This window comes from Thalassospira sp. GO-4, assembly GCF_023588965.1.
GTDB classification, from domain to species: Bacteria; Pseudomonadota; Alphaproteobacteria; order Rhodospirillales; family Thalassospiraceae; genus Thalassospira; species Thalassospira povalilytica.
The window spans coordinates 1,679,226-1,696,286 of the sequence record NZ_CP097807.1 but is presented as its reverse complement, the minus strand read 5'-3'; the positions used below and the strand labels follow the sequence as shown (position 1 = coordinate 1,696,286).

22 protein-coding genes are annotated in these 17,061 nt (G+C 57.4%); 19 read left to right on the top strand and 3 right to left on the bottom strand.

Features of this window, described 5'->3' with window-relative positions:
* Positions 1–19: 19 nt before the first annotated feature.
* Complete coding sequence (locus tag M9H61_RS08030) at positions 20–334, bottom strand: hypothetical protein (RefSeq protein ID WP_250284393.1); 315 nt, start codon at positions 332–334, stop codon at positions 20–22.
* A gap of 624 nt (positions 335–958) precedes the next feature.
* Between M9H61_RS08030 and M9H61_RS08025 the strand changes: the two genes are divergently transcribed.
* Together M9H61_RS08025 and M9H61_RS08020 are read left to right on the top strand one after the other, a co-directional pair.
* Entirely contained in the window at positions 959–1,399 is a 441-nt protein-coding gene (locus M9H61_RS08025) for a hypothetical protein (protein ID WP_250284390.1), read from the top strand.
* Positions 1,387–1,923 (top strand): hypothetical protein, encoded by a 537-nt coding sequence (locus tag M9H61_RS08020; RefSeq protein WP_250284388.1) that lies wholly within the window; start codon positions 1,387–1,389, stop codon positions 1,921–1,923. Before M9H61_RS08025 ends, M9H61_RS08020 begins: the two co-directional genes overlap by 13 nt.
* Positions 1,924–2,166: 243 nt before the next feature.
* Here the strand turns inward: M9H61_RS08020 and M9H61_RS08015 are convergent, their stop codons facing one another.
* Both M9H61_RS08015 and M9H61_RS08010 read right to left on the bottom strand, forming a co-directional pair.
* Positions 2,167–2,517, bottom strand: a complete 351-nt coding sequence (locus tag M9H61_RS08015) for a type II toxin-antitoxin system HicB family antitoxin (protein ID WP_250284386.1) — start codon at positions 2,515–2,517, stop codon at positions 2,167–2,169.
* Entirely contained in the window at positions 2,514–2,768 is a 255-nt protein-coding gene (locus M9H61_RS08010) for a type II toxin-antitoxin system HicA family toxin (RefSeq protein ID WP_250284383.1), read from the bottom strand. The genes M9H61_RS08015 and M9H61_RS08010 overlap by 4 nt, the downstream gene beginning before the upstream one ends.
* A 107-nt stretch (positions 2,769–2,875) precedes the next feature.
* On the opposite strand from M9H61_RS08010, the gene M9H61_RS08005 reads away from it, so the two are divergent.
* The 17 genes from M9H61_RS08005 to terL all read left to right on the top strand — a co-directional run bounded on the left by M9H61_RS08005 (position 2,876) and on the right by terL (position 16,952).
* Positions 2,876–3,115 carry a hypothetical protein gene (locus M9H61_RS08005; RefSeq protein WP_250284382.1) on the top strand — a complete coding sequence of 80 codons (240 nt, stop codon included), beginning with the start codon at positions 2,876–2,878 and terminating at the stop codon, positions 3,113–3,115.
* A 44-nt stretch (positions 3,116–3,159) separates the two neighbouring features.
* On the top strand, positions 3,160–4,755 hold the full coding sequence (locus M9H61_RS08000; RefSeq protein ID WP_250284380.1) for a portal protein: 1,596 nt from the start codon (positions 3,160–3,162) through the stop codon (positions 4,753–4,755).
* Positions 4,752–5,015 carry a hypothetical protein gene (locus M9H61_RS07995; RefSeq protein WP_250284378.1) on the top strand — a complete coding sequence of 88 codons (264 nt, stop codon included), beginning with the start codon at positions 4,752–4,754 and terminating at the stop codon, positions 5,013–5,015. Before M9H61_RS08000 ends, M9H61_RS07995 begins: the two co-directional genes overlap by 4 nt.
* Positions 5,008–5,709, top strand: a complete 702-nt coding sequence (locus tag M9H61_RS07990; RefSeq protein WP_250284375.1) for a hypothetical protein — start codon at positions 5,008–5,010, stop codon at positions 5,707–5,709. Before M9H61_RS07995 ends, M9H61_RS07990 begins: the two co-directional genes overlap by 8 nt.
* A 138-nt stretch (positions 5,710–5,847) precedes the next feature.
* Positions 5,848–6,663 (top strand): phage capsid protein, encoded by an 816-nt coding sequence (locus M9H61_RS07985; RefSeq protein ID WP_250284373.1) that lies wholly within the window; start codon positions 5,848–5,850, stop codon positions 6,661–6,663.
* A gap of 61 nt (positions 6,664–6,724) precedes the next feature.
* Complete coding sequence (locus M9H61_RS07980) at positions 6,725–7,000, top strand: hypothetical protein (protein WP_250284371.1); 276 nt, start codon at positions 6,725–6,727, stop codon at positions 6,998–7,000.
* 89 nt (positions 7,001–7,089) lie between these two features.
* Positions 7,090–7,758 (top strand): phage tail protein, encoded by a 669-nt coding sequence (locus M9H61_RS07975; protein ID WP_250284370.1) that lies wholly within the window; start codon positions 7,090–7,092, stop codon positions 7,756–7,758.
* A 78-nt stretch (positions 7,759–7,836) separates the two neighbouring features.
* Positions 7,837–8,403 carry a phage tail protein gene (locus tag M9H61_RS07970; protein ID WP_250284368.1) on the top strand — a complete coding sequence of 189 codons (567 nt, stop codon included), beginning with the start codon at positions 7,837–7,839 and terminating at the stop codon, positions 8,401–8,403.
* Positions 8,404–8,476: 73 nt separating this feature from the next.
* Complete coding sequence (locus M9H61_RS07965; protein WP_250284366.1) at positions 8,477–9,055, top strand: hypothetical protein; 579 nt, start codon at positions 8,477–8,479, stop codon at positions 9,053–9,055.
* Between the two features lie 146 nt (positions 9,056–9,201).
* Entirely contained in the window at positions 9,202–11,142 is a 1,941-nt protein-coding gene (locus M9H61_RS07960; protein WP_250284364.1) for a hypothetical protein, read from the top strand.
* The gene (locus M9H61_RS07955; RefSeq protein WP_250284363.1) at positions 11,142–11,591 is read left to right on the top strand and encodes a hypothetical protein; all 450 of its coding nucleotides are present in this window, start codon (positions 11,142–11,144) and stop codon (positions 11,589–11,591) included. Before M9H61_RS07960 ends, M9H61_RS07955 begins: the two co-directional genes overlap by 1 nt.
* Positions 11,592–11,595: 4 nt before the next feature.
* Positions 11,596–13,032, top strand: coding sequence for a hypothetical protein (locus tag M9H61_RS07950; protein ID WP_250284361.1), 1,437 nt, complete (start codon positions 11,596–11,598; stop codon positions 13,030–13,032).
* Positions 13,033–13,125: 93 nt separating this feature from the next.
* Positions 13,126–14,223 (top strand): hypothetical protein, encoded by a 1,098-nt coding sequence (locus M9H61_RS07945; protein ID WP_250284359.1) that lies wholly within the window; start codon positions 13,126–13,128, stop codon positions 14,221–14,223.
* A gap of 9 nt (positions 14,224–14,232) precedes the next feature.
* Positions 14,233–14,550, top strand: a complete 318-nt coding sequence (locus M9H61_RS07940; protein WP_250284357.1) for a hypothetical protein — start codon at positions 14,233–14,235, stop codon at positions 14,548–14,550.
* A gap of 170 nt (positions 14,551–14,720) precedes the next feature.
* Entirely contained in the window at positions 14,721–14,966 is a 246-nt protein-coding gene (locus M9H61_RS07935; protein ID WP_228194201.1) for a type II toxin-antitoxin system ParD family antitoxin, read from the top strand.
* Entirely contained in the window at positions 14,956–15,252 is a 297-nt protein-coding gene (locus tag M9H61_RS07930) for a type II toxin-antitoxin system RelE/ParE family toxin (protein WP_250284356.1), read from the top strand. Before M9H61_RS07935 ends, M9H61_RS07930 begins: the two co-directional genes overlap by 11 nt.
* A 155-nt stretch (positions 15,253–15,407) precedes the next feature.
* Positions 15,408–16,952, top strand: coding sequence for a phage terminase large subunit (gene terL / locus M9H61_RS07925; protein WP_250284354.1), 1,545 nt, complete (start codon positions 15,408–15,410; stop codon positions 16,950–16,952).
* Positions 16,953–17,061 lie beyond the last annotated feature (109 nt).

The following is a 17,061-nucleotide window of genomic DNA, read 5'->3' as shown; positions in this document are numbered from 1 at the left end:
TGAAACTGCTGGCCCTTACCTAATCACAGAAAAAGCTGGTCCTGCGATATCCATCGACAATGTAGTCTTCCCCGACTTTCCGTGCGGTCAATGTGTGGATACACGAATCAGAATACGGGACATAGGTTGTTGTGCCTGATCCTGACACCGGGACATAGCCGCTGGTGATCACATTCCACTGATAGGCGCGTCGCCCGTCGTCAAGTTCCAGAATATTTATCGGCGGCCCGTAATCAAGAATCGGTTCTGTGATCGAACCGCCAATGTAACCGTTCATGGCCTGGCTGGTGCAGCTTGCCAAAGCCAGAAGTACAACAAAGACGAATGCTTTCATAACTGCCCCGCCTGACATGGTTTCCCACGCAAGTGTCGCATACAAGCTACATCAAATCGAGATTTAGAAGGCGACGGCCAGCCCAAGCTTGCAGATCCGCAAGCCGGGTTTGACTGATTGTGCCGCACCTGTCTTGTGCGAATGCCCGATACGATGCCTTTCCTTGCCTTTCTTCGGGTTTTTTGGGGAACGGGAAATTTCATCTTTATTTCAACAGGTTGATGGATTTGCGGGCATCGGTATTTCCGATCCGGTAGTGAGGTCTGTTCTTTTGAATAGGAAATTAATCCTTTGCAATGAGAACAAAAAAGGATTATAGCTTGTGCATCAACACCGGAACTGCATCCAGAAATAGGGGCTGAACTGTCGATCTGACGGACAGGGCAGCTTTGAAAATGCAACGGGCTTGAACCGTTGCCGGAATTGGGCGGTTTGACCGTCTGTGGGGAAATCACAAACCTGTATCCATCGATGCGATGCGCACGTCTTGTGCGTGCGATGGGATGTCTTTGCCTTTTTCAGGCCGGTTACGGCCCGATCAGGGGTCCGGCACGGGTCTGGGACGGCACCCGGGGGATTGCATGGTCGGCGTTGCAAGGAGAATTCAGCAAGCAGGAGGGCGACGTGACCGAACAACGACTTTTTCCCAAACCATTGTCAGAACGTGAAATTACGCCCTTTGCCAGTGCCCGGCAGGCGTGGTTCTGGTTCGTGCGATGTCAAACCGCACGGATCGAAGGGGCGCGCGTGGTGGCCGATGCCGGCGAGGTGGTCCGTCCATGCGATCCCGATGATGTCTATAATGCGGTGATGCGTCTGAAACAGACCGGAACATTGACCGACCGGCATTTGCAGGTTCTGGAATATTTCGGGCTGGTCGAACGTGAACCCGATCCTCGTGACCCGCGCGAAAAGGGCAAGGATGGTCTTTGGCGCCATGCGATGGCGGCGCTTGAAAATGTGCTGATCAGCCGGGGCATTGTGACGCGCCGCCGGGATGAAGATTTCCATCATGACGAGGTGATGGTCGAACTGGGCGGGGATTTGTCACCATGCGGGGTCTGATTTTTGAACAGGCCCGGACGGCCGGGATTTCCGGGGTGTCAATCGACGGGCGCGCAGACGTCGGAACGTCACTTGATCAATGGGTTAGCCAATCCACATCCGAGCGTGAAGTATCGGTTCTGGTGGTGTTTGCCGATGCCCCGGAAAAGCGGTTCTTGCGGATGTTGAAACCCGGATTTCGCCATTGCTTTGTTCTGGTATCGGGGCTGCGGGCCGGGGAATGGATTTGTCTTGATCCGCAAAGCCACCGGGTGAAATGCGAAAGCTGGTGCTATTCCCCGATCTTTGATCCGGCAGCCTATTACCGCGGGATCGGACATCATTGCATCTGGGCGCATTACCCGCAAATCGTCCCGCGCAAGGTCCGGTTCGGCCCGATGAGCTGTGTCGAACTGGTCAAGCGATTGCTGGGCATTTCGGCATTCTGGATTGTCACGCCCTGGCAGCTTTATCGATATCTGTTGCAAAAAGGTGAGCAGGCAGCCGGAACCGGTCAGGTTTATTTTTCTGAAAAATGTTCTTGATTTGTTCTTTTTGTGGTGCTATAAGAAACAAATCAACGCCAGAACTGCGCCCGCAGGGTTCCGACCCTTGCGGGCGTTTTTGTGTTTGGCCCCATGCTTTTGGCTGCAAGATTTTGGCCACAAGATTCTGGATCGGGCCTTGCTTCTTTGCGGGCGGGTCTTCGTTCCCTTCGCGCAGCTGTTTTGGGCAGCTATACCCCCGCAAAGGCGGGGGCTCGCGCCGCAAGTTGCATCCTAAAGGAGTCAGGCAACAACATCCTCACGATCAAGATAGGCCCGCAAGGCGTCCGTAACGACATTGTTCAGTTTCACCCCGCGTCGGCTTGCTAGCAAGATGGCGCGCCGGTGCAAATCATGGCCGGGACGAATGTTGAAGCTGCCCTTAAGCGGGGTATCGGGCGTGCGACCTTCGTCCTGACAAAGTTCAAGATAGTCATCAACCGCTTCATGAAAGGCAGCTTTCAGGCTTTTGGCATCGGTTCCTTCGTAGGTCACAAGGTCGCGGATGAATTCCAGTTTGCCATGAAAAATCTCGTCTGCATCGCTGAACTCAACCGATCCGAGATAACCATTATATTCCAGCATCGTGCTCATATCAGTTTTTCCTCGATCAGCAATTCAAGCACATAATCAATGACATAGGATTTCACAATATTGCCGGGATGGGGTTTGTGCAGGGCTATGGTCGGTGCCGTTCCATGAACAAACTTGCGCCGTGATCCACCACTTTTGCCTGTTTTGACCTCCCGGTAACCAAGAGATGTCAGCAATCGAACCAGCTCATCCCAGCTGAAATCCTTAGGTTTGCCTTTCAAGCGTGCAATCAGCTTGTCCTGACGTCCCATGCCGGTCCTCAGTGATTGGTGCTGATATCAATATATATCCCGGACGAGGAATTGCAACTAAATACGGTTGCAATTCCTGATGCATCCATCAAGCGGAGAGACAAGAAATGGGAAGCCTGTTTTCAACGCCAAAGCCAACAGCGTTTGGCAACCCGGTCGCAGCAACCAGCAGTGAAACCGGGACCGATACGCAAGCCAGTGCCGAAACAGCGGCCAGTGACGCCCGCAAGGAAGCCCTTGAACGGCGGCGATATGGGCGTTCGAGCCTGATCACCACAAGTTTTCGCGGTCTTTTGAATGACCGGATCAGCCGGCTTGGCGGTGGCAAAAATCTGTTGGGGGAATAGGGATGGCAAAAAGATCGCGACATGTAGGACGGCGGGCCCGCGCGGTGCCGCCAGCCACGCACAGCAACGTAACCGCGAATGCCGGTTTGGCCGATGACCCGGGCCTGGCGCATATGTCCGGGGCCGGTTCGGATGCGGGTAACAATGGTGGCGGACAGATCAGTATTTCCGGCCTGCGCAACCGCTATCAGAAGGCCGTGGCAAGACGGCGCAACTGGTTGTCCCATTGGCAGGAATGTTATGAATTTGCCCTGCCGCAACGCAATGGCGCGGCCGAACAGACAAGCGGGGGCAAGCGCCTTGACCGGGTGTTTGATGCAACCGCGCCCGATGCGGTTGAACAGCTTGCCGCAAGCCTGATGGCCGAAATCACCCCGCCGTCCGGTGGCTGGTTTGATCTGGAACCGGGCGGCAATGTTCCTGGCGATGATCGACAGGTTCTGACCGAACAGCTTGGCCGTGCGGTCCGTATTCTTCAGGGGCATTTTGACCGGTCAAACTTCGCGGTCGAAATGCATCAGGCCTTTCTGGATCTGGTGACGGCGGGAACGGCGTGCCTGCGTCTTGAAAAGGCCGATTTGCAAAGCCCGTCGGCCTTTCGCTTTACCGCAGTACCGTTGCGCGATCTGGCGTTTGAAGAACGATCAGACGGCAAGATGGATGCGGTATTTCGCAAATTGTCACTGACCCGCGACGAAATCAGAACCAACTGGCCGGATGCGGTGAATATGCCCGACCACGAAACCGCCCGGGACGATGCCGACAGCCAGAAACGCTTTGCCGTGATCGAGGCGGTTATTCCGGCCGCAAACGGGCAATCGGGATACGATATTTGTGTCTTTCGCGAAGAAGGCGGCGCATCGCATGGCGATCTGATCTATCGCGGGCAGTTTGATGTATCGCCCTATATCGCCTTTCGCTGGATGAAGGCGCCGGGCGAGATTTATGGCAGATCGCCGGTGATAAAGGCGCTTCCTGATATCAAGACCGCCAACAAGGTGGTCGAGCTGGTGCTTAAAAATGCCTCCATCGCGGTAACCGGCATCTGGCAGGCTGATGATGACGGGGTGCTTAATCCCGCCACCATTCGACTGATCCCCGGAAGCATCATCCCCAAGGCCGTCGGGTCAGCGGGCCTTAAGCCGCTTGATGCGCCGGGCCGGTTTGATGTGTCCGATCTGGTGTTGTCTGATTTGCGCGATCGCATTCGTCGATGCCTTCTGGCCGACCGGTTGGGACAGGTGGATCAACCGGGCATGACCGCGACCGAGGTGCTTGAACGGGCATCGGAAAATGCCCGGCTTCTGGGGGCGACCTATGGCCGGTTGCAGGCGGAATTGCTTTATCCGTTGATCCGGCGGGCACTTTACATCCTGAGCCGAACCGGGGAATTGCCCGACATTCCGATTGACGGTGATGTGGTGGTCCTGCGCCATTCCGCACCATTGGCACAATTGCCAAGACGGGTACAGGCGGGCCAGGCGCTTGACTGGTTATCACGGATCGCAACCCTTGGCCCGGATGCGCTGGGCGAGGTCGATCTGCCGGTCATGGTGCGCTGGCTTGCCGATCAGTTTGGCGTGCCCGACCATTTGTTAAAGCCTGCCTTACCCGCGCTTGTGACGGAGGAACTGGCATGAGCCGCATCAATGGCTGGGACTGGTTCGAACCACAAGATGACGGATTGGCAGAAGATGGTCGCGATCACTGGCAATCGTGTTTTGCCTCTGATGCCGGGCAAAAGGTCATCCGTGAACTTGAACGTCAGATCCTGCAAACCGCCCTTGGCCCGGATGTCCCGGCCAGTGCGATCTGGATGCGCGAAGGACAAAGGGCGCTGGTCTTGCAGATCACACGTCTTGCCAGGACCGAGATAAAAGGGGAAATCGCAGATGACTGACACAGCATCAAACACCCGGATGCCCGAAAGGGATGATGTTTCCGATAACGGTTCGGATGCCGGTTCCGGCGCAACCGATCTTTCCGCATCACAAAGTTTGAGCCCGCAAACAGACCCGGCCAATGCGGGGTTATTGGGGGATGAACCGCAAGATTTGCCTGATGGGGCAGGTGTTCCGGATGTTCCTGCGAGTGCCGAGGATTATGTGATTTCGGTCGATGATGTGCTTGGCGGTGTGGATGCCGATCTGAATACGCGATTGCATGCGGCCGGGTTCAGCAATGATCAGGCCCAGCTGGTTTATGATCTGGCTGGTGAAATCCTCGGCCCGATGATGGCCGATATGGATCAGGCAACCCGGCGGGCAGCCGATCGCGCGGCCCTTGCCCAGCAATTTGGCGGTGCGGCGCAATGGCAAAAGCTGGCCCCGCGGATCGAAAAATGGGGGCGGGCCAATTTGCCCGATGCGGCATTTGATACGCTCTGTCAGACCCGTGACGGGGTGCTGGCCCTTCATCGCATGATGACACAGGCCGGTGAGGCCCGTCTGGGGCAGGGGGCAGGGGATGGTGATCCGTCCGATTTGCGGTCGGAAATCCGGGCCAAGATGAATGATCCGCGCTATTGGCGGGATCGTGATCCGGCCCTGATTGCCGAAGTCCAGGCGGGGTTCGCCCGCCTTAACAATACCTGATCCGTTACCTGCTTTGACGGGGGTTGAAAACAACATCACGGGCAGACGCCTTTGGTGGTCGGGGCTCTGTGTCCCGATCATGAATTCCACGGATCCTGTTTTGGGATATCTCACATTTGATACAGGGGGTTAGTGATAATGAGCGATACGATCGATCAAAGTTTCATTGATCATTTTCAGGCCGATGTGCATCAGGCCTATCAGCGCATGGGCTCGAAACTGCGCAACACGGTGCGGGTCAAGAACGCGGTCAAAGGCGCAACCACGGTTTTCCAGAAAGTCGGCAAGGGCACGGCAACCACCAAGGCCCGCCATGGCAAGGTGCCGGTGATGAATGTCGATCACGAAGCGGTGCGCTGCGATTTGCGTGATTACTATGCCGGGGACTGGGTTGATGCGCTTGATGAACTTAAAATCAACCATGATGAAAAGATGGTTCTGGCCAATGCCGGGGCCTATGCGCTGGGCCGCAAAACCGACGAACTGATCATCAATGCCCTGGTGCAGACCGATGATCTGATTCCCGATAACGCCGAGGGCATGACACTTGAAAAAGTCATGATGGCATTCGAAGGACTTGGCGAACGCGATGTGCCCGATGACGGGCAGCGTTATGCGATTGTCGGCTGGAAACAGTGGTCGGAACTGCTTCAGATCGATGAATTTTCCAATGCCGATTATATCGGGGATGATGACCTTCCCTGGAAGGGAACGCAGGCCAAACGATGGCTCGGGACGCTGTGGATGCCGCATTCGGGCCTTCCGGTGGCAAGCGGCATTCGGTCCTGTTTCTGGTATCACCGTACCGCGATTGGTCATGCCATCGGGTCCGAAGTGCAGTCCGATATCACCTGGCATGGCGATCATGCGGCCCATTTCGTCAATAACTCCATGAGCCAGGGGGCAGGCCTTGTTGACGGGGATGGCGTGACCTGCCTGCAGGCCAAGGAATAGGTCGTCAGGTGCTTTAGTAACCTTAACTTTTCTTAACATTGAAAAACACAGGAGCCCCTGAATGGCAGAAGGTTTCAAAGCCAGAAACCTCAGTGTTCTGGCCTATGCCAACGGTTTTACCCTTTGGCATTACATCACCCCCGATCTTGCCGCCGATATTGATACATCGGGTTATTTTGCTGATGCGCGCGACATGCTGCGCGTCGGTGATTTCATCATCGCCAACACCAATCGCGACGCCACCATGTCGGGCGGCCTGTTCGTGGTGGCTAGTTCCGGTGCGGCGGGCGTTGATGTCCGCGACATGACTGCGGTCGGCACGTCCAATACCGACTGAGCCAACATCTTTTTCCATCTTCCTCCCTCGACGCGACCCCGGTGGTATCGGCCATCGGGGTTTTCTTTTTCCAAGCAAGGAGACTGCCCATGCAGGGTACTACCCCGGTCGAATGTGAAATCCTCAATGTCATTCAGGGGGTCGGCATCTGGCCCGATTGCGATGACAAAACCCAGCTGCTTCAGGCGATCAATACCCTGATTTCCGGCGGCGGCAATGGCGGTGGTAACACCGTTATCATCGGCAGCGAAATCGGCACGGTCTCCGCATTCGCCATGCCGACGGCCCCGGAAGGCTGGCTGGTCTGTGATGGCTCGGCCATCTCGCGTACCGACTATGCCGATCTGTTTGCCACGATTGGTACCGTCTGGGGTGCCGGTGACGAGATTTCCACCTTCAATCTCCCGGATCTTCGCGGCGAATTTGTCCGTGGCTTTGATGATGGTCGCGGTGTGGATGCCGGGCGTGTGTTCGGATCTTCTCAACTCGACCAGATGCAAAGAATTACGGGGCAAACGGATACAACTTACGCCGCTCTTAATCGAACATTTGCGAACGGTGCTTTGACGGGCACGGAAGGTTCAGGTGGGTCGGACCAGACCTCAACCGAATATGGTATTTTTCGCCCGGCAGGACTGCTGAATTTTGATAGTGCCAACAGTCCGGGGGCACGAGTTGGGGAAGAAACCCGCCCGCGCAACGTGGCGATGACCTATGCGATCAAGGCGTTCTATCCGACGGCTGCGACAAGTCAGTAAGCGTCGGTCTTCAACCTTTTCCGCCCCGGCAGGCGTTGCTTGCCGGGGTTCTTTTTGCCCCACGATTGGAGAATTTATATGCAGTGTTTGAGCCCGGTTGAAAGTGAAGTTCTCAATGTCGTTCTGGCTGCGGACATTGTTCCTGACCGCATGGATGACACCCAGCTCTTGCAGGCGCTGGAAGCCCTGTTTGGCAGTGGTATGTCGGGTGGCGGTTCGGTTCCGGTGGCGACGGTGTTGCCGTTTGCCGGAGCTGTAGCGCCGGACGGCTTTTTGATCTGTGACGGTTCCGAATTGCTGGCAAGCGAGTTCGAAAACCTGTTTTCAGCGATCGGTATTACCTATGGCACCGGTCAGGCAGCCGGCAGTTTCAAGCTTCCCGATCTGCGTGGCCGTGTTCCGGTCGGTGCCGGGCAGGGCGATGGCCTGACGGAGCGTGCCATCGGCGCGATTGGTGGCGCGGAAATGCATCAGTTGAGCATTGAGGAAATGCCTGCTCATAGTGGTCATATCGATGCCGCAGTTGGACAATCGGGGAATAATGCCGGCTCATCATCCAATCAAAACGGAATTGTTGAGGGCGGCGATCAGCCGCACAACAACATGCAGCCGTTTGTAGTGATCAATTACATCATCAAGGTGTGATTGTCGCACGAGAGTGACAAGCCTTGCGGGGCCCGGTTTTCCGGGCTCCGTTTTCTTTTGCGGAGGTTTTTTCATGGCACTCGGTGATATCGCGCTTTGTGCGCGCGCCATGGTGATGATCGGGGCAAGTCCGGTCTCATCCTTTGACGAAGACAGTGCCGAGGCCGAAATTGCCCGGCTGCTCTATCCGACGATCCGCGACGGGATGCTGGCAAGCTATCCGTGGCGGTTTGCCGCGCGCGGGGCGTGGCTTGCGCGATTGGCAACGGCGAATGACCGGCGCGATCCCGGCGATGGCAGCGCGTTATTTGCCCTGCCACGCGATTTCATCCGGTTGCTGTCACTCGAAAATGAGGGCGGGAAAATCACCCGGTTCGAACTGCGCGACCGGGCTGTGCTGTGTGCGGGGGAAACGGCGCACCTTTCCTATGTCGCCCGACTGGCCGAGGGCAGTTTTCCACCGTGGTTTGATCTGGCCCTGATTGCGCGGCTGGCAGCGGAATTTTGCCTGCCACTGACCGAAAGCAGTGCCAGGGCGGAATATCTGTTCAAGCGATCGGAAGACCAGTTTCGCGAAGCCCGCCTTGCCGATGCCCAGCAATCGACCCCGCATGCGATTGATGATTTTTCACTGATATCGGCCCGGGGATAGTCCCGGGGGAAAAGCAGGCACGGATCGCTTGCGCGGCGATGACAGGGGCCACAACCGATACATGGAACGAATGTCAGTTCGGCAGGGGCGGGGAACCTGATCCGCAAATTCATCATCACACGCGACAGTCAAGCAGGGAGCGGCCAATGGCCCGCAGGGTTCTTGAGAAAAACACCTTTTCGACCGGGGAGCTGGCACCGGAATTGTGGGGGCGTTCGGATTTGAATGCCTATGCCAACGGGGCGGCACGTTTGCGCAATGTGTTTATCGAGCCGTCCGGCGGGGTAAGACGCCGTCCGGGCACGCGCCTTGTTGGCGAGCTTGACGGGCCGGTGCGTCTTGTGCAGTTCGAATTCAATACCGAACAGACCTATATCCTGGCCTTTGGCGATCAGAAGGCCTTTGTGTTTGAAAACGGGGTCAATACCGTATGGTTTGAAACCCCGTTCGGGCCGGAACATCATGATCTTTTGAACTGGACGCAAAGTGCCGATACGCTTCTGGTGGTTCATCCCGATGCCCCGCCGGTGCGCATCAGCCGCACCCAGGCCGGAAGCTGGCAGGTAACTTCCTGGGCCTGGCGGGCAACCGATCAGGTCACAAGCCAGCCGTTTTACAAATTCATCGACCCGGCAGCGACCATCACACCATCAGCCACCAGCGGATCGGTGACCCTTGTTGCCAGCATGGATATGTTTGACGCCAACCATGTCGGAACCCTGTGGCGGATTGCCGGGATCGAGGGCGAAATAACCGCCGTTGGCGACGCCCAAACTGCGACCATGACCCTTAAGGGCAGCCTGGCGGATAGCAATGCCACGGTCGATTTTGCCGAGCAGGCCTTTTCGGATGTGCGTGGCTGGCCGCGCAGCGTGACATTCCATCAGGACCGACTGGTGATTGGCGGGTCACGTGATTTGCCCAACCGGCTGTGGATGTCGCATTCGGGGGATCTGTTCAATTTCGAACTGGGCGAGGGGCTGGATGACGAGGCGATTGAATTCGCCCTTCTGGCCGATCAGGTCAATGCGATCACCGGGATTTTTGCCGGTCGCCATCTTCAGGTCTTTACCAGCGGATCGGAATGGATGGTGACGGGGGATCCCCTGACACCGGCCAATATTCAGGTCACCCGTCAAACCCGGATCGGCAGTCAAAGCCATCGCACGGTGCCATTGGTCAATATTGACGGGGCGACGGTATTTGCCGGGCGCAGCGGGCGTGAAATTCGCGAATTCCTGTTTACCGATGTCGAGCAGGCCTATGGATCGGCCGATCTGGCATTGCTGTCACATCATCTGGTCAAGGACCCGATTGATCAGGCCTTTGATGCCAATCGACGGCTGTTGCATGTGGTGATGGCAGATGGATCGCTTGCCACCCTGACCCTTTACCGCTCCGAGACCATTACCGCCTGGTCGGCACAGCAGGTGGCGGGGTGTGATTTTACATCGGTCGCGGTGTCGGGCGGGGATGTTTATGTCAGCCTGAAATGCGGGAATCGGTATTTTCTGGCCCTGTTTGATGACGCATGCGGGTTTGATCTGCAAATCAGCCAGTCGGTCCAAGCGGGCGAAGAACCGCGCCGGCATTGGGGGCAGCTCGGCGCGCTTGAAGGGATGGAAATCAATGCCTGGGGCGATGGTGTTCTGATCCCCGGGCTTGCAGTGGCGGGCGGCACGGTGACCTTGCCCGGCGATGTCGGGGCGGTCACAACACTTGATGCCGGTTTGGCCTTTGCTCATGAAATCTTTGCCCTGCCACCGGCGGCATCGGATGGCAGCCGCCCGCATGGGGGCAATGCGGTGCGTCTGGTGTCGCTGACCTTGCGGCTGCAACAAAGCGGGCAGCTTCGTGTGGATACCGGGCGCGGTCTGCGCGATGTCGCATTGCCGGTGTCGCCGGTGTCGCCGGTGTCGCCGGATGATCCGGACGGGCTTTATAGCGGGGATATCACATTGCGAAGTCTTGGATGGCGGCGCGGAAGCGGGGGGACCATCCATTCGGGTTTATGGCGGATTGCCGGGGATTTTCCCCGGCCTTTTTTATTGCTGGGATGTGCATCGGAAATGGGGGTGAATGACTGATGGGTGGCTTTACATCAATCGTGCCGATGGCGGCATCGGCCTTGCAGACCGGACAACAGATCCAGGCCAATCAGGCCAGTACGCAAAGCCGGATTGCCATGCTTGATGCCGATCGCAAGGCGGAACTGGCCGAAATTGACGCAAACCAACAACAAAAGGATGCCGACCGCGAAGATGCCCTGCGTCGCAGGCAGGCGACCCTGCGTGCCAGACAGGGGGCATCGGGACTGATGGCCGGTGGCAGCGGATCTGCCAGTGCGGTTCTGGCCGGTTATGAAAAGGCCGCGCGCGACGATCAGCAGGCAGATGCGTCCGAGGCCAGTCGCAAACGCAATCAGATCAATGCCAGTGCAAGCTGGCGCGAAAAGTCGCTGTTGCGCACCGCGCAGGATGATACGACCGCCCGGCTGAGTGCCTGGTTCGCGCGGCGTGACGGGTTGAGGGGATAAGGATATGGGGACGGTCTTTACCAATCAGATTACCGCATCACGCCAGTTCGAAGGCGATGGGGCGCGCGATGAATTTCCATTCGATTTCGACGTGTTTGACAGCGGCGATGTCGCAATCAGCCTTGATGGCGAAACTGTCGAGACCGGGTTTCACGTCACCCTTGGCCGATCCGGGACGGGGTCGGGATCGGCGGCGGCCAGGGGGGCGGGCGGCATCGTCAAATTTGAAACCGCACCGGCATCGGGTGTTCGGGTCGATATCGCACGGTCCTTGCGGTTGCGCCGCCTGAGTTCCTATGACGCCATGTCGGTACCGCGCGGCGATGCGATTGACCGTGATCTTGATTTTGTGACCGTGGCAATCGGCGATATTGACCGGGCGCTTTCGGGGGCCTTGCACCTTGATGCGGCCGATCGCGATCAGGCATCTGCGAAACTTCCGGGGATCGCGCCGGGGCGTGTTCTGATCTGGAATGACGAGGGGGATGGTCTTGCCAATGGCCCGGATGCCAAGGATATCGCCAATGTGGCCGGCAATGCGACCCTTGCCCAGACCGCGGCCAATCGGGCCGATGCCGCCGATGTCCGGTCGCAAACAGCCCTGGCATCCTTTGGGCGTGATCATGCCGGTGCGATGCTTGATCTTGATTTTCGCAGCGGCAATGCCCTGAGCTGGGAGGATGAGCGCCGCCAGCCGGTGATTGATGCACCCTTGAACCGGATCATGGATATCCGTGAAACCGGTGCACTGGTGCGATTGTCAAACGGGGCGCGGGTGACATTGCCCGACGCATCGATTGCGCGCAACGGGGTGCGTTATCGTCTGTTTAACGGGGATGGCACACAGGTCGATATCGCAGCGGCCAGCGGGGATGTGATTGCACCGGTTCATGGCGGGGCAGAAGGCGGGATTTATCCGCTGCCGATCCGGGGGGATATGGTTGACCTTGTCTGTGACGGGATCACCGGAGGGCGGTGGTTTGCCTGTCCGGTGCGCGAAAGCGGACCGGTCGTCAAGCTGTTGCGCACCGCATCGCAAAGCATCCCGGCCGGGGGTGCCTTCCTGATTGAATGGGATCAGGTGGTCGAAGACAGCCACGGGCTTTATGACGCCGCCAGTCATGGCCTGACCGGGATGGCGCCGGGATTTTACCATATCGATGTCGGGGTAAGTTTCCCGGTCACCAGCGAAGCGGTGATGACCACCCTGTCACTTGAACGGTTCAATGGCAAGGACTGGAACATCCATCTGCAATCCAATGACATTACCGCGACCGGAAGCGGTGCCAATCACAGCTTGCGGCTTGGCGGTGTGGTGCGCATTGCCCCGGGCGGGGCAAGCGGGCTCAGGATCCGGTTGCGCCACAGCGATGATGTGACCCGCATGATCGCGGCCAGTGATCTTTTAAGCTGGTGGCATCTGCACCGCATTGGCGGGTAGCAAAGCCTTGGTGGCGTGACTGCTTGCCTGCTTACCTGTTTGCCTGGGTGCCGGGCAGAAATTCCTGATTTCGATTTCAAGGAGATGCATCCAATGGGATTGCGGTATCAGCCGCTTGCGGCCGCCATGACGGTGGCGCGGGCATCAAGCAAAATGATCGGCGGTGAAAACGGATTGATAACGACCCTTGGCAATGATCAGCCGGGGTTTGATCATGACCGGCTTGGCCGACGCAAGGGGCTTTTGATTGAGGGGGCGGCAACCAACTTGCTGCGCTATTCCCGCGATTTTTCCAATGCACTTTGGGAAAAGAACGCCGGTGTAAGTGTTGCGCCAAGTGCGGTTGCCGCCCCGGATGGCAGTTCGGACGCCATGTTGCTTGACCTTCCGGGCGGGGCGGATGGCCTTTATCAGAATGTCGGATCGCTGATCAGTGGGGATGTCTATTGCTTTGCCATCTGGATGCGGGCGGTTTCGGGAACGGTTGATGTCACCCTTGGCGGGATCAACGGGCCATCAAGCCATAACATCAGTCTTGATGAAACCTGGCAACGTGTGTGGATCTCTGAACCGGCATCGGGCAGCACGCGCTATCCGAAAATCAGTACGGCGATCTCGAACCTTCCGGCATCGGTGCTGATCTGGAATGGGCAGCTTGAAGCCGGACCCGCGCCGACATCCGATATCATCAGCAACGGCATCCCGGCATCGCGGGCCGCCGATAATGTGACGCTTGATCCGGCTGACTGGTTTGCCCAAGGGGCCGGGACAATGGTGTTTGATTTGCATACTGCCCCGGCATGGGCTGGCATCTGGCGGATCGCACAGCTTTATGCCGGCAGTCTCAATGATGATCATCTTGATCTTGGTTATGACAGCGATGCCGGTCAGTTGCGCATATCCTTGCGCCGGGATGGCGTGCCGATCGTTACCCAGTCGCTTTACGGGACGCTGTCACCAGATACCCGCCATCGCATTGCGCTGGCCTGGGAGGATGATGTTATTGCAGTGGCCCTTGGCGGCAGCGTTCTGAAAACCCCGTCGGGCTTTGCCATGCCGCGCAATTTTTCCAATATTGTGCTGGGATCCTTTGGCGGAACGGACAAGCATATCAACGGGTATCTGCGCAATCTGGCCTACTGGCCGGTCAGGCTTTCTGATGCGCGATTGTCTGATCTTTCGGTAGTTTAGGCCATGGGGATGGCCAGTAAAACTGACCCGCTTGCCACCCTTCGCGCCCGCCTTTTGGCCGAGCTCCCCGATGATATTGCACAGGCGCGTGATGCCTATCATCGGCTGGCTGGCGAGGCCGCAGGCATCATGGATGCCAAGGAGTTTTCCACCCATCAAGCGGCCTGCAAAGCCGCCCTTGGGCATCTTGAAAGCCTGATCAAGTTGCTGCGCTGGGCATGTGACAGGGCGGATCAGGCGGGAGGTGATGAATCTGGCGATCCGGATAGTGGCAGCGCGGTCGAAAACCTGATTGCCGAGGCCCGGCGCACGCTTAGGCCATCGTGATCATCTGCCCTGCTTGCGGGGCATCCGTGGGATTGGAGGGGCGAGGCAAGATGGGATCCCGCCGTCGCGGGAGCGAGACGGGGTGATTTCCACACGCGCGATATGATATCGCGATTGCAGAAATGGCTGATACCAATATATAATACATATTGGTATCAAGGAGGTCGATCATGGCGCGCAATACATCAGTTTCGCTGGGTGAGCATTTTAACGGTTTTATTGACGGGCAGGTCAAATCGGGGCGTTACGGGTCTGCCAGTGATGTTGTGCGGGCGGGATTGCGACTTTTGGAAGAGCATGAGGCGAAAGTTAAAGCCCTTCAGGAAGCCTTGATCGATGGCGAACAATCCGGGCCCGCCAAACCGTTTGACGGGGATGCTTTTCTGACCCGGATGAAGACCGAGCATGGCGGTTAATGCGGGATATCGCCTTACACCGCGGGCGGAGGCCGATCTTGAAGATATCTGGCGATACACGCATCGACGCTGGTCGGTGACGCAGGCCGATAAATATATCCGCGATTTCCTGGGTGTGTTTTCTGAGCTGGCTGCATCAAAGCGCATCGGGCAGAAATGCGATGTGCGAGAAGGCTATTTCCAAACCCCGGTTGGGGCGCATGTGATTTATTACCGGCAGGCAAGTGATGCCATTGAGGTTGTCCGCGTTCTGCATGGGCGGATGGATGTAAACCGGCATCTTTGACTTTTTTTGCCGGTCAGTTTTTCTCAGAAAATTCAGATATTGCTGCCTCCGAGCGGCAAGGTCACCGGCCAGTTGAGCCGGCGGCGTGATTGGTCATGGCTGTTTGCCAGACGCGCGATAGACGCGCTGATTTATAGTGCCGACAGGAGGGTGGGATGATACCAAGTACTCAAACTGCCCGGTTTGCGGAATTTGTCTGGATCTGGGATCAGGTTCTGGGGCTTGGCTTGCCATCCCATCATCGGAAAATGGCCGACTGGCTGGAGGAATGCTGGAACGCCGGGCGGCGCGAGATGTTGCTGATGGCGTTTCGCAATTCGGGGAAATCAACCATTGTCGGGCTGTTTTGTGCCTGGTTGCTCTATCGCGATGCCGATTTGCGCATTCTGGTTCTGGCGGCCGACCTTGATCTGGCCAAAAAGATGGTGCGCAACGTCAAACGCATTGTCGAACGCCACCCGTTATTGGCGGGGATTGTGCCCGACCGTCTGACCGACTGGGGCAGTGAACGGTTCACCGTGGCGCGGCCCGGTGTGTTGCGCGATCCGTCCATGCAGGCTGTTGGCATTGGCGGCAATATCACCGGATCGCGCGCCGATATCGTGATTTGCGATGATGTCGAAGTTCCCAAAAACAGCGATACCGCCCATAAACGCAGCGAGCTTCGCGAGAAGTTATCCGAAATTGCCTATGTTCTGTCGCCCGGCGGCGCACAGCTTTATGTCGGGACGCCGCACAGTTACTATTCGATCTATGCCGATGAAGTGCGCCCGGAAACCGGCGAAGTCGCGCCATTTTTAAATGGTTTCTCACGTTTTGTGCTGCCCATCGTCAATAAGCATGGGGCATCAAACTGGCCCGAACGGTTTGATCAGGCGGCAATCGCCGCGATCAGGGCGCGCACGCCAGCCCACAAGTTTCAAAGCCAGATGATGCTTGAAATGGTTGCCCCCAATGCCGGGCCGTTTGATCCGGCGCGTTTGCACTATTACGACGATCTGGCCGAAATCGAATATGCCAATGGCCGGATGCGGCTTGGCATCGGGGATCGCACCATGGTCGCCAGTGCCTGCCACTTTGATCCGAGCTTCGGCGCGGCCAAGGGCGACGGGGCGGTGGTGGCCTGCGTCTATATTTGTGATCAGGGGGAATACTGGCTTCATGATATCGCCTGGTTGCGGGCAACCAGCCCGCATGAGGGCGGGCAAAACGGCGATACCCCGTGGCGTGACGAGGCAAGCCAGCTTTGTGCACAGGTCGGGGCATTCATGGCGCGCAACCATTTGCCATCGGTGCGGATCGAGACCAATGGCATCGGGCGGTTTTTGCCCAATATCCTGCGGCGCGAACTTAAAGCGATCGGCTGGGCGGCAAGCGTCGTAGAACATTATGAAGCCACCAACAAGGTGACCCGGATCGAGGATGCCTTTGGCGCGGTGATGGGGGCGGGGCTGCTTCATGTCGGGGCGGCTGTGGTCAAAACGCCGTTCCTGCGACAGTTGCGCGAATGGCATCCCGCCAGTTCTGGTCATAACAGCGCCGGTCAAAATAGTGTTGGCCATGATGACGGGCTTGATGCGGTGGCGGGATGCATTTTGGCCGAACCGGTCCGTTTGCCGCGGGTCGATATGCCGCTGCTTCGGGCCGACTGGCGGCGAAATGGCGGGGCTTTCCGGGCGGAAAACCGTTTCAATCCGTAAAGGTCAGCTTGGAAACCCTGACGGGAGAAAAAAAATTTCTCGCAATGCCAAGTAGTTAGCCCGGCGGTGTATCACATTTGTGAAATATTCATGGAATTTTCAGCTTTGA